General features: G+C 37.5%; 10 protein-coding genes. 7 read left to right on the forward strand and 3 right to left on the reverse strand.

What is annotated here, in order from left to right; translation table 11 throughout:
- Positions 1 to 45: 45 nt before the first annotated feature.
- From FJG96_RS03455 to FJG96_RS03485, 7 genes are all read left to right on the forward strand, one after another.
- Positions 46 to 1,332, forward strand: a complete 1,287-nt coding sequence (locus tag FJG96_RS03455) for an RsmB/NOP family class I SAM-dependent RNA methyltransferase (protein ID WP_139412759.1) — start codon at positions 46 to 48, stop codon at positions 1,330 to 1,332.
- Between the two features lie 132 nt (positions 1,333 to 1,464).
- Positions 1,465 to 3,021 (forward strand): glutamine-hydrolyzing GMP synthase, encoded by a 1,557-nt coding sequence (gene guaA, locus FJG96_RS03460; RefSeq protein WP_139413608.1) that lies wholly within the window; start codon positions 1,465 to 1,467, stop codon positions 3,019 to 3,021.
- 188 nt (positions 3,022 to 3,209) lie between these two features.
- Positions 3,210 to 3,932, forward strand: coding sequence for a glycerophosphodiester phosphodiesterase (locus FJG96_RS03465; RefSeq protein ID WP_139412760.1), 723 nt, complete (start codon positions 3,210 to 3,212; stop codon positions 3,930 to 3,932).
- Between the two features lie 922 nt (positions 3,933 to 4,854).
- Positions 4,855 to 6,189 carry a sn-glycerol-3-phosphate ABC transporter substrate-binding protein UgpB gene (ugpB, locus tag FJG96_RS03470; protein ID WP_139412761.1) on the forward strand — a complete coding sequence of 445 codons (1,335 nt, stop codon included), beginning with the start codon at positions 4,855 to 4,857 and terminating at the stop codon, positions 6,187 to 6,189.
- 95 nt (positions 6,190 to 6,284) lie between these two features.
- Positions 6,285 to 7,169 (forward strand): sn-glycerol-3-phosphate ABC transporter permease UgpA, encoded by an 885-nt coding sequence (ugpA, locus tag FJG96_RS03475; protein WP_139412762.1) that lies wholly within the window; start codon positions 6,285 to 6,287, stop codon positions 7,167 to 7,169.
- Between the two features lie 10 nt (positions 7,170 to 7,179).
- Positions 7,180 to 8,031, forward strand: coding sequence for a sn-glycerol-3-phosphate ABC transporter permease UgpE (ugpE, locus tag FJG96_RS03480; protein WP_139412763.1), 852 nt, complete (start codon positions 7,180 to 7,182; stop codon positions 8,029 to 8,031).
- A 2-nt stretch (positions 8,032 to 8,033) separates the two neighbouring features.
- The gene (locus tag FJG96_RS03485; RefSeq protein WP_139412764.1) at positions 8,034 to 9,080 is read left to right on the forward strand and encodes a sn-glycerol-3-phosphate import ATP-binding protein UgpC; all 1,047 of its coding nucleotides are present in this window, start codon (positions 8,034 to 8,036) and stop codon (positions 9,078 to 9,080) included.
- 968 nt (positions 9,081 to 10,048) lie between these two features.
- On the opposite strand, the gene FJG96_RS03490 is transcribed toward FJG96_RS03485, so the two are convergent.
- Genes FJG96_RS03490 through FJG96_RS03500 form a run of 3 tightly spaced genes read right to left on the reverse strand, consistent with a single transcriptional unit; the run spans position 10,049 to position 12,605 of the window.
- Entirely contained in the window at positions 10,049 to 10,969 is a 921-nt protein-coding gene (locus FJG96_RS03490) for a metal ABC transporter solute-binding protein, Zn/Mn family (RefSeq protein WP_139412765.1), read from the reverse strand.
- 10 nt (positions 10,970 to 10,979) lie between these two features.
- A complete protein-coding gene (locus tag FJG96_RS03495) occupies positions 10,980 to 11,849 on the reverse strand; it encodes a metal ABC transporter permease (protein WP_139412766.1) in 870 nt (289 codons plus the stop codon).
- A 3-nt stretch (positions 11,850 to 11,852) separates the two neighbouring features.
- Positions 11,853 to 12,605, reverse strand: a complete 753-nt coding sequence (locus FJG96_RS03500) for an ABC transporter ATP-binding protein (protein WP_139412767.1) — start codon at positions 12,603 to 12,605, stop codon at positions 11,853 to 11,855.
- Positions 12,606 to 12,779: the final 174 nt, after the last annotated feature.

The raw sequence follows: 12,779 nt of genomic DNA on the forward strand, positions 1-12,779 counted from the left end.
TTTTTATAACGGTTTAGAATTTCATTATTTTTATGGGAGAAATGAATGCGATTAGGTGGGCGTTTGCAAGCAGCAATAGATGTGCTTAAAGAGATAGAAATGAGGCATCGCCCCGCAGGAGAAGCTTTAAAGGATTGGGGGCTTTCTCATCGCTTTGCTGGAGCAGGTGATCGTGCAGCCATTGGTACAATCGTTTATGATGTTTTAAGACGACGATATTCTTTACAATGGCGAATGGAGAGTGATGATATTCGGGATATTGTTTTTGCTACCTTATTAGATACTGGAAAAATGACGCTGGAGCAAATTGATAGTGCGCTAGAAGGAGATCGGTTTGCACCGCAGTTATTAGAGGATCAACAGCGCAAATCGTGGCAAAAGCGGCAATTAGTCGATGCACCAGACTATATTCGTGGTGATATTCCTCAATGGTGTCAAGCACATCTTTATCCTTTATTTGGTGATAACTGGTTCGTGGAAGCTGCTGCACTAGCAACGCGTCCTTCTTTAGATCTACGAGTCAATAGCCTAAAGGCAACACCAGAAAAGGTGCTAAAAGAGTTAGCAAAAACCAAACTTCAATCGTTTTCATGGTTTCGGCAAGCTTTAAGAGTTGCGCCGATTGAAAAATTTGATCGCCATCCCAACGTTCAAGTAGAACCAGCTTTTCAAAAAGGGTACTTTGAAATACAGGATTTAGGGTCTCAAATTGTTGCTCATCTTGTGGAAGCGCAAGAAAATATGCAGGTATTAGATTATTGTGCAGGTGCTGGTGGCAAAACATTAGCTTTAGCTTCCGATATGAACAATCGTGGGCAAATTTATGCTTATGATTTTGATAAAGGGCGTCTCGCTCCTATTTTTGATCGCCTTCGACGCGCTGGTGTTCGTAATGTACAAACACGAGTGCAAAAAGAAGAATTGAAGTCCTTAATAGGACAGATGGATAGAGTTTTGTTAGATGCACCCTGTAGTGGGACAGGAACATGGCGTCGTCGCCCAGATGCGAAATGGCGTTTAACATTAGAGCAGGTAAAAAAACGCCAAACAGAACAGAGGGCGATTTTGAATGAGGCGATAGATTATCTTAAGCCAAATGGGCGCTTAATCTATATTACCTGTTCTCTTTTTTCAGATGAAAATGAGGAACAAATTTCCCATTTCCTTCAACAATATTCTCATTTTTATCCAATAGATATACAGGCACTTTGGCAGAAATATTTCAGCTCTTCACCTGTGCAACCCGTTTTTTCAAATTATGGCCTGACTTTATCGCCTGCAACAACAAAAACAGATGGATTTTTTTTATCTGTGTTGCAAAAAAAACATTGATCCATATTTTTGCATTTTTTATCATAAATTTTACAAGAATATTCCTTTTCTTAAGAAAACAGGCTTGTGAAAAGAGAAAGATTGAATCATAACTCTCATGAGTTCTCTTTTACAATTGTTGATTGGTTTTCTATGAGCATATCCCATCCAGACACTGTTCTTATTATTGACTTTGGTTCACAGGTTACACAACTTATTGCACGACGGGTGCGCGCAATGGGGGTATACTGTGAAATTGTTCCTTTTCAATTGGCTTTAGAAGCAGTGCGCCGCATAAATCCTCAAGCGATTATTTTATCAGGAAGTCCTTATTCCGTTATTGATGAAGGGTCGCCACGTGCTCCAGCGGAAATTTTTGAGGCTGGTATTCCAATTCTTGGTATTTGTTATGGAGAGCAAGTCATGTGTGTTCAGCTTGGAGGAACGGTTGAAGCCGGACATGAGCGTGAATTTGGTCGTGCTTTTTTGGAAATCCAAGAGGAGAGTGCTCTTTTTGATGGAGTGTGGGAAAAAGGTTCTCGTTATCAAGTATGGATGAGTCACGGTGACCGTGTGGCAGCTTTACCAGAAGGTTTTCATGTCATAGGAACCTCAAAAGGCGCTCCCTATGCGGCTATTGCTGATGAGAAAAGACATTTTTATGCGGTACAGTTTCATCCTGAAGTTGTTCATACACCGGATGGTACAAAACTTTTGCAAAATTTTATTCATAAGATTTCTGCGATTAAAGGCAATTGGTCAATGGCTTCTTATCGTGAGCAGGCCATTGCGACAATACGACAAAAGGTTGGAAAAAGTCGTGTGATTTGTGGTCTTTCAGGGGGAGTGGATTCTTCTGTTGTCGCGGTGCTTCTTCATGAAGCTATAGGAGATCAACTGACATGCATTTTGGTTGATCATGGATTAATGCGTAAGAATGAGGCGCAGGAAGTTGTTACATTATTCCGCGATCACTATAACATAGAGCTTATTCACGTTGATGTTGCCGATATATTCCTTCATGCTTTAGAAGGTGAGACAGATCCAGAAAAAAAGCGCAAAACGATAGGTCGCCTTTTTATTGAAGTTTTTGAAGAAGAGACTAAAAAAATAGGAGGTGCAGAGTTTTTAGCACAAGGAACACTCTATCCAGATGTTATTGAGAGTGTTTCTGCTATTGGTGAATCGGTCACCATTAAAAGCCACCATAATGTAGGTGGGTTACCAGAACAGATGAGTATGAAACTTGTAGAACCGTTGCGTGAGCTCTTTAAGGATGAGGTCCGCTTGCTAGGGCGAGAATTAGGATTACCCGAGCAGTTTATTGGTCGTCATCCTTTTCCAGGTCCCGGTCTTGCAATTCGCTGTCCAGGGGCTGTGACCCGTGAAAAATTAGAAATTTTACGTGAAGCAGATGCTATCTATCTTGAGGAAATTCGTAAAGCTGGTCTTTATGATGAAATTTGGCAAGCCTTTGCTGTCCTTCTTCCTGTTCAAACAGTTGGAGTGATGGGGGATGGTCGCACGTATGAATTTGTTTGTGCGCTTCGTGCTGTCACCTCTGTCGATGGAATGACCGCTGATTTTTACCCCTATGATATGGCATTTTTAAGTAAGACAGCATCACGCATTATTAACGAAGTGAGAGGGATTAATCGTGTTGTTTATGATGTAACCTCAAAGCCTCCTGGGACCATTGAATGGGAATAATTGAAATAAAGAATAGGCCAAAAAATGTGATTGAGGGCTTAATATTGAGAAAAATATAGAACAAATCTTAAAAAGTAAGTGTGCTCGTTTATAGGATATAAGCCTTTGAAAATCTATACGCTAATATCATTGAGAGCCAATATTGTTTAAACTATTGTCATTTAAAATTGGGAAGTGTGAAATTTTGCATGTCTAAGAAAAAAATTGTTGCACACCGTGGTGGAGCGCATCTTTATCCTGAAAATACTTTTTCGGCATTTAGTAACGCTATAGCGTTAGGCGTTGATGAAGTTGAATGCGACGTTCATTTGTTGAAAAGCGGTGAAGTGGTTGTCTTTCATGATTTTTGTTTAGACCAATTGGTTGGCAAAAAGGGATATATTCACGATATTGATAATGAAACACGCAAACAACTCTGCGTGAAAGGAAGCCAAGAAGCACCTCCTTTGCTAGAAGAGGTGCTTGATCTTTTAGCACCAACCAATGTTGGTTTGCATCTTGAAATCAAAACCTGTGGTGAAGTGGAGCGTGAAACAATCTTATCTCAAAAAGCGCTTGCACTCATAAAAAGTCGAAATTTAACAGAACGGGTTTCTGCCATTAGTTTTAATCCTTTGATCCTTCGTCCTTTTATTGAAGCGGGAATACCATCTGGTCCATGTGTTGATCATTTTGAAGGTGATATGTATCGTCATTTTTCTAAATGGAAACAATTGGGTTATTCTGATTTAAGTTTAGATGGTTCCATTGTCTCACAGGATTTTATTGAAGCAGCTCTTGAAGCTGGTTTCACAGTAGGGGTATGGACAATCAACGGAAAAGCTCGTTTATCACATTGGCTTAATATGCCTGTACATTATATTACGACAGATCAACCTGATCTTGCATTGCAATTGCGTGGACAAAGGTAAAAAATATATTTCTATAAAATCCCTGTATTTTCATAAAACCAGTGTAAGGAAAGAAAGAAGGAAGACTTTCTTTTGAGAAATAATAACACGTTGATTTTAAAGATAATTAAACACTTTTTATATTGAGTGAGAGCGTTTAATATCAAGATTTTTTTTACAATGAATCAACTAAAATCATTTGCTTGCATATTACGAGTGTGGTTGATTGGGTGATAAAAAGCTATTGAGAAAAAAATATTCTTTAAACTCTCTTAAAAAAGGCTTTATTGAAGCACTAGCGGCATCATTATATGATGCCGTTTTACACTTTTATAAAGTGTAAGCGGAGAGGCGTTATGGCTTATTTTATAGGAGCTCTCATGAAATGTAGATGTATTAAAAGATTTTTTTAACAAAATGGAAATTGGTCATACAATATATTTTTTGCATGAGAGGTGTGATCCCATTACAGGGAAGGAAATACTTAAACGTTTCAAAATGATTTTCTTCATTTTAAGAGAAAATTTCTTTGTCTCTTCGTGAAATTCAGTCGTAACATCGTATTAAGGTTATAAGCCGAAAGTTATAAGACAAATAATAAAAGAATAAACAATTCTTTTATTAAAAAGGAAATCCAGATATTATAGATATTCCAAAAGTTATTAACTGACATTTACGATCTATGCTTTTTTACTATTCCCTTGCTTATTTAAGTCATAAGTCATCTCATTTTTTTCAGCTCGTTATAAACGCGTATCTCGTTCATACATAAGAAAGCTTATAAAAGAAAACGAATAAACCTAAACAAATTCATTTGACCTTTTGGTGGTTCCTGTTTAAATGAGGATATGTATTTCTGAAATAAAACTGTCATAGCATGTTCATGTGTAATACTATAAATTCAGGGGTAGTTTGTATTCCATCACTTCAGAAAGGGTGAACCATGAGTCGTTTTTATCTTTCCATAGCGGCCACGGTTGCTATCATAATGTCCACAGCAGGAATAACAGCGAGTTTTGCACAGACAAAAATCAGCTTTTGGCATTCTATGAGTGGTGAATTAGGAAAGCAAACTGAAAGTCTCATTAACGATTTTAATGCAAGTCAATCTGAGTACAAAGTTGTGCCTTCATTTCGCGGTGAGTATGAAGAAGGTTTGGTCGCACTGATTGCAGCATTTCGTGGAAAGAAACAGCCTGTTCTCGCCCAAATTTATGACGTTGGTACTGGAACGATGATGGCTGCAAAAGGGGCGATCTATCCATTTTATCAACTGATGGCTGATACAAAACAAGAATTCGATCCTACCGATTATTTTCCTGCTATTAGCGGCTATTACTCTGATGAACAGGGGCATATAATCTCTATGCCATTCAATATTTCAACACCGATCCTTTATTACAACAAAGATATCTTCAAGAAAGCAGGACTTGATCCAGAACAGCCCCCTAAAACATGGCAAGATGTAGAAGATTTTTCTAAAAAAATTCTTGAGACCAAGGCGGCAACGTGTGGTTTTACCATGGCTTATGCCGCTCAATGGATTGGTATAGAAAATTTTTCAGCGTTGCATAATGTTCCTTTTGGAACGAAGGAAAATGGCTTTAAAGGGCTTGATTCAGAACTTACATTTAATGGACCTTTACAAGTGCGTATGTGGACAGACCTGAAAAGATGGTCTGATCAAGGTATTTTCCGCTATGGTGGTCCTGCAGGCGCATTAGATTCAACACCAATGTTTATGGCACAAAACTGTGCAATTTTTATGCAATCTTCAGGATCACATGCTGGAATTGTTTCTGAAGCTCAGTTTAATGTAGGTGTTGGTATGTTACCGTATTATAAGGATGCGGAAGGCGCACCACAAAATTCAGTTATTGGGGGAGCTTCTATTTGGGCGTTTAAGGGTCATACTCCAAAGGAATATGCTGGAGCAGCAGCTTTTCTTAAGTTTCTTTCAAAAACAGAAAACCAAGCAAAATGGCATCAAGGAACAGGTTATCTTCCAACCACAAAAGCAACTTATGAATTGAGCAAAAAACAACATTTCTATGAAAAAACGCCAGGGGCTGATATTGCGATCAAACAAATCAACCTTAATCCACCGACAGTTAACTCGAAAGGGATAAGATTTGGTAATTTACCACAAATTCGTACTATTCTTGATCAGGAGTTGGAAGCTGTTCTTAGTGGTTCAAAAACACCGAAAGATGGTTTAGATGAGACTGTTAAACGTGGAAATAAACTCTTGCGTGAATTTGAAAAATCCAATCATTAATTTTGTTTTTTTGTTAAACATTAAAGGCTCAACAAAAACAGTTGAGTCCTTTTTGTTTATCTTTTTAAAGCCTCTACATTTAAAGAGCCCTGCGAATGCAAGAAAAACAAGCATATTTTAAAAATAGACTCCTTTCTTACGGATTGCTTTTTCCTCAGCTTCTTATAACTTTTTTGTTTTTCTTTTGGCCTGCTGCGCAAGCCATAAAGTCGTCCTTTGAGCGTGAAGATCCTTTTGGCTTTACAACAACCTTTATTGGTTTTGAAAATTATCTAACTGTTCTTTCTGATCCTACTTATTTGCAATCACTTTTTACAACTGTAGTATTTTCCATTTCAGTTACTGTCGCTTCAATGACAATATCACTTCTTTTGGCTGTCTGTGTTGACCGTGTTATCTGTGCCAAAAAAGCTTATACAATGCTTTTGCTCTGGCCCTATGCTGTTGCGCCAGTATTGGCAGGTATATTATGGTTGTTCATCTTTCATCCCACCATCGGAATTATCCCTTTTCTTCTTGAGAAAATAGGGGTGCTATGGAATTATCGTATTAATGGCACTCAAGCGATGATTCTGATTGTCATTGCCGCTAGCTGGAAACAAATTTCTTACAATTTTCTCTTTTTTCTTACAGCTCTTCAGTCTGTTCCGCGTTCTCAAATAGAAGCAGCAGCCATTGATGGTGCTGGTCCCTTTAAACGATTTTGGACTGTGGTCTTTCCGCAAATTTCACCAACGACATTTTTCCTTCTTATCGTCAATATCAATTATGTTATGTTTGACACTTTTGGTATTATTGATAACACAACTTCTGGAGGCCCAGCGCGTGCAACGAGCACTCTCGTCTATAAAGTATATGACGATGGCTTTAGAAATCAAATAATCGGTACATCAGCAGCACAATCAACAATATTGATGTTGATGGTTATTGTCTTAACGTTTATCCAGTTTCGCTGGATTGAGCGTCGTGTACAATATTAGGAAACAAATTATGGTTGAAAATCGCCCTCTTTTGAAATTTCTAACGCATATCATTCTCATTGTTGGTATTATCATTATCTGCTTTCCAGTTTATGTTGCGATCATTGCATCAACCCATAGTTCAGCAGCATTTAATTCGGGAACGCTTCCTCTTTTACCTGGGGAATATGCTCTGGAAAACTATAAAACAATTTTTGGTGATGGTCTTGCAAGGCTTGGTCTCCCCAACCTCTGGCCACTCTTACTGAATTCACTCATTATGGCTTTAGGGATTAGCATTGGAAAAATTATTATTTCACTTTTGTCTGCTTATGCAATTGTTTATATGCGTTTTCCCTTCCGAAAAACGGCTTTTATTCTTATTTTTGTTACATTGATGCTCCCTGTTGAAGTTCGTATTCTTCCAACCTATGCGGTTGTTGCAAAATTGGGGATGATCGACACTTATAGTGGAATGATTATCCCTCTGATTGCATCCGCAACCGCTACATTTTTATTTCGCCAGTTTTTTTTGACTGTGCCTGATGAACTCTTAGAGGCAGCACGTGTTGATGGTGCAGGACCATTTAAATTTTTTAAGGATATTCTTCTTCCGCTCAGCAAAAGTAATATCGCTGCTTTATTTATCATTATGTTCATTTATGGATGGATACAATATCTCTGGCCTCTTATCATCACAACGGATCAAAATCATCAAACAATTCTTATTATTTTAAAACAGCTTATTGTCGAATCACTACAACATGATCCTCAATGGAATATCCTTATGGCAGTATCGGTTGTTGCCATGGTACCACCTGTTCTTGTTGTTGTTTTTATGCAGCGGCTTTTTATCAAAGGCCTTATTGAAACGGAGAAGTAATTGTGGCCACAATCCAGTTATCAAATATAAAAAAACAGTATGACAACGGCATTCTGGTCATTGATGACTTAAACTTAACTGTTGCTGATAAAGAACTTCTTGTTCTTGTTGGTCCTTCAGGATGCGGAAAATCAACCTTGTTACGTATTATTGCAGGGCTTGAACAAGTCACCTCAGGTGAACTATGTATTGATAACGAACGGATCAATGATCGTGAACCGGCTGATCGTGATATTGCGATGGTTTTTCAAAATTATGCCCTTTATCCCCATATGACAGTTCGCGGAAACCTAGAATATGGTCTTAAAAATCGAAAAACTCCAAAAGAAGAAATAAAAAAACGTATCGCACATGCTGCAAAGCTTTTGGAGATAGAGCCATTTCTTGATCGTAAACCACGACAATTATCAGGGGGACAACGCCAGCGTGTTGCGATGGGACGTGTGATTGTACGTCAACCCCGTGTTTTTCTCTTTGATGAACCTCTTTCAAATCTTGATGCAAAATTACGGGCGCAAATGTGTATTGAGATAAAAACGCTACAGCGTTCATTAGGAACAACCAGCCTCTACGTTACTCATGATCAACTAGAAGCCATGACATTAGCTGATAGAATAGTCGTTTTGAATAAAGGAGCGATCGAGCAAATTGGAACACCAATGGAAATTTATGATACGCCAGCAACCACATTTGTTGCCGATTTTATTGGTTCTCCTCCTATGAATTTTCTTGATCGTTATGTCTTAGAACAACATTTAGGCCATTCATGTTCTTACAGCGGAGAAACGGATCTTTTAGCTTTCAGACCTGAAATAATCTTATTGGGCGAACACCCCGATAAAGGACCTGTCTTTCACACAAAAATTGAGCTTATCAAGCCGATCGGAACAGGTTGCCATGTTTTAACACGTTGGAATGATATCATTTTTACGATTGAAATAAAAGAACGCTTGACACACGACTATGGTCAAAAACTAAGTTTCACTGTCCCTCATCAGAATTTTCATACCTTTAACAAAAACACTGGAAAGCGCACAAAGAATAAGTAAACATTAATTGATGTGACAAAGCGTTCTGTTATGTTGTATCATGATAATATTGTGTTTTGACTCTCTCGATTATATTCACAAAATAAAAGTGTAACGATGAGATTAAAACAAATTAAAAGTTTTTGTAATGACCCATTGCCCCATGACACCGAGAATGTTAAAATACTCATATGAAGAAATTATTTCTTTTTACGCTCTATAAGAAGAACATTATTTTCAAATATAATAAGTTTTTTTTATTGTAGGAACCTATCAATAGGTAATGACTATTTATAACCATGTTTCTTCTCATTTGGAAAGGTGATTTATTTATAAAAACAATATGTTATAAATTTTTCCTAAGGTTATAATTTATGTCTTTTGTAAAGAATGAATAAGGAAAATAAAGAGAGAAAATTATTCTCAAATGGTGGCATTAAGTCCCCATATTTTAGTTTTGATCGGTGATATAAAAAGTCCATTTTATCGATAAAAACAGAACGCTATTCTGAGTATCTTGTACAAAAATAAGTACGGTCTCCTTAAAGGCAGTAGATTGATTTATAATGATAATTTACTGTTTTGTGTATTAAGGAACAGCCCTAATACCGTAAAATTTTCTTATTCCAAATCTGTTCCATGTTGAAGTATCAAAATCATTCGCTTGCCGTTATAAACGGAGAGAGTCATGCGAATAAAAAACTATTAAGAAAGGATTTAAAATGCTTCTTATAAATTATTTCAAGTGTTGAGAATTATTGCAAAAGAAACATTGGAAAATAGAATAATAATGCTTACCGATTTGGGCAGCATGAAGTAATAACTCCACTTATGATTTTATCTATCTGAGCATTTATAGGATATAAGTTTTGTCTATAAAATTAGCTTTGTTTCATATCATTGTTATTAATTATGGATATTGGTTATCATTAATAACATAATCATAGGACTATGATTTTATGAACTTTTTTCTTCTATAAAAAGATTTTTTAATGTTTTGTGATGGCATCAATGATGGTATTCACATTATGCTCCATCATATCGAGATAAGTTGCAGCAGGGCCATTTTCGTTTGACAATGCATCCGAATAAAGAGTTCCACCAATTTTTAAACCTGTTTCTTTTGAAATTTGTTTTATGAGACGGGGATTGGAGATATTTTCAACGAACAATGCTGCTGCCTTATTAGCTTTAATTTGTTTGATAAGTTTAGCAACATCAGCTGCGGTTGCTTCAGCTTCTGTTGAAGCGCTTTGGGGGGCAAGGATAGTGAAGCCATATTCTTTGGCAAAATAGCCAAAAGCGTCATGAGATGTAATAATGATACGTTTATCTTTAGGGATAGTGGCAATTTTTGTTTTTAAGGTCTCTTGTGTTGTTTTAAGCTTTTTGATGTAGGTTTCGGCATTTTTATTGTAAAGCGGACAAGATTGTGGATCAATTTTACAAAAAGCAACAGCGATATTCTTCACATAGATTTCGACATTGGGAATTGTTTGCCAAGCGTGTGGATCAAGAGCGCTGTGATGATGGTGATGGGCACCATGTTCTTGATTTTTCATTTCGAGCGGGGGAATTTTGGCGCTAACCTCGACAAGAAGTGCTTTTGTATCGCTTGCAGTGATGAGGCGGTCAATGAACCCCTCTAAATGAAGTCCGTTGATAAAAATAATCTGAGCATTTCTAAGAGCTTGAGCGTCAAGGGGGGTAGGTTCATAAGTGTGTGTATTCGCGTTGGGTCCTACAAAAGTAGTCATAGAGATATTGTTGCCTCCTACATTTTTTACGAGGTCTGCAAGAATAGAGAAGCTTGCAACAACTTTTATTTTATTGTGAGCAGAAGCAGGAAAGAGAGAAAGGACAAACAATAAAGCACTGAGAAGAACAAATTTTTGAGTAAATTTAGGCATTGTTTTTTCTTTAAAGTGAGGAAGTATAAAAAAGGTTGGGAAACCATGTTACAATAAAACCGCGTGGACTGATAAAGCAGGAAATAAGGTAAATCAATCCTGCGGCAATGATAATAGCAGGGCCAGAGGGGAGAGAGAGATGAAAAGAAAGCAAAAGACCACATACGCTAGAAATGATTCCAAAAAGAGTAGAAAGTACGCAAATAGGACCTAGCCGTGAAAACCAAAAACGGGCTGTAATTGCGGGAATCATCATAATGCCAACGGAAAGTAATGTTCCTAGTGATTGAAAGCCTCCAACCAGATTCAACACCACAAGTCCAAGCAATGAAATGTGAATATATTTACTCAATGGAGAGAGTGATTTAAAAAAGAGGGGATCAAAGCTTTCTAAGACGAGGGCACGCCAAAAAATAAAAAGACTGCAGAGTGTGATCAACATTATGGTGGTGATCAACCAGAGACTCTGTGTATCAATTGCAAGAACTGATCCGAATAAGAGATGAAGTAGTTCAATGGTTGAATCTTTCATTGAGATAATAATGACACCTGCTGCGAGTGCAATAAGATAAAAAACGGTCATGGATGCATCTTCTTTCTGAAAGCTATTTCGTGAAATTAAAACGGTTGCTAAAGCCACAATAATGCCAGCGAAAATACCACCAAGTGTCATAGATATGAGGGAGAAGCCACAAATGAGAAAAGCAGTTGCAACACCAGGAAGAATGGCATGAGAGATAGCATCTCCTGTCAAACTCATTCCACGGAGCATCAAAAAGACACCAACAGGACAAGCGCTCATAGAGAGCAGAATAGAGCCGATAAGAGCATTTTGCATAAAGTGGAAATCAATAAAGGGGGCAAGAAAAAATGCATACACGTCTTATAACCGAAGAAAGAGAGAATCATTAATAGGAGGCAGGAGCTGTCGTGTATTAATACACAAAGAGTTGGAGCTGAGAGGAGGTATAATGGAATAAATGGTATTATCGAGAAACTGTGTTGTTTCTCCATAAAAGGCGTTTTGTTGATTAATTTGAATCACTTGAGGAAAAAAATCCCGCACGATGAGAGGGTCGTGGAGTGCTGTAAGAACTGTGCGCCCTTGCTGTCGCCAGTCCGTGATCAGTGCAAGAAGGTCTTTTTGAGTATTGCGATCGATACCATTGAAAGGTTCGTCAAGCAAGATAATATCGGCATCTTGTACAATGATACGTGCAAAAAGGGCGCGTTGTAATTGCCCACCTGATAATGTTTCGAGCGAACGGTTGGTAAGTGCTGTGAGCCCAACCATTTCAAGTGCATTCTGAATCTTAGACTCATAAGGGTGCTGATTTTTCCATAATCCACAAAAAGACCATAGTCCTGTTTTTACAAGTGCTCTCACATCAATTGGAAATGTTTGATCGATATCACATTGCTGAGGAAGATAAGCAATGCGGCTCTTTTTCGGTTTTGTAATTTTTCCCTTAAGGGGTTTAATCAATCCAGCAATGGCTTTTAGCAATGTTGATTTTCCAGCACCGTTATCACCCGTGATTGCGACCAATGAACCCGCTTTTAACTTTGCTGAAAAATCTTTGATCGCTATTCTATTCCCATAGCCTAATGTTGTCTTTTTAAAGTGCAGGTCCATAACTTATACCATCTTTACTTATTATTTTAGAAACTATGTAATAATATAACGTTTGTCAATAAAATGTTATATTATTACATAATTTTGAGAGATGAATATTTTAGTGGGAAGATCGTGGACAATTCAAAATAATCGTCGAATTCTCCTTGACGAAAGAGAGAGAGTATATACTAT

Source organism: Bartonella mastomydis (assembly GCF_900185775.1).
Taxonomy (GTDB): Bacteria; Pseudomonadota; Alphaproteobacteria; order Rhizobiales; family Rhizobiaceae; genus Bartonella; species Bartonella elizabethae.

Excerpts from the sequence above, each read along its gene's own strand:
- FJG96_RS03455 (WP_139412759.1), top strand. The coding sequence starts at position 46 with ATGCGATTAGGTGGGCGTTTGCAAGCAGCAATAGATGTGCTTAAAGAG.
- guaA (WP_139413608.1), top strand. The coding sequence starts at position 1,465 with ATGAGCATATCCCATCCAGACACTGTTCTTATTATTGACTTTGGTTCA.
- FJG96_RS03465 (WP_139412760.1), top strand. The coding sequence starts at position 3,210 with ATGTCTAAGAAAAAAATTGTTGCACACCGTGGTGGAGCGCATCTTTAT.
- ugpB (WP_139412761.1), top strand. The coding sequence starts at position 4,855 with ATGAGTCGTTTTTATCTTTCCATAGCGGCCACGGTTGCTATCATAATG.
- ugpA (WP_139412762.1), top strand. The coding sequence starts at position 6,285 with ATGCAAGAAAAACAAGCATATTTTAAAAATAGACTCCTTTCTTACGGA.
- ugpE (WP_139412763.1), top strand. The coding sequence starts at position 7,180 with ATGGTTGAAAATCGCCCTCTTTTGAAATTTCTAACGCATATCATTCTC.
- FJG96_RS03490 (WP_139412765.1), bottom strand. The coding sequence starts at position 10,969 with ATGCCTAAATTTACTCAAAAATTTGTTCTTCTCAGTGCTTTATTGTTT.
- FJG96_RS03500 (WP_139412767.1), bottom strand. The coding sequence starts at position 12,605 with ATGGACCTGCACTTTAAAAAGACAACATTAGGCTATGGGAATAGAATA.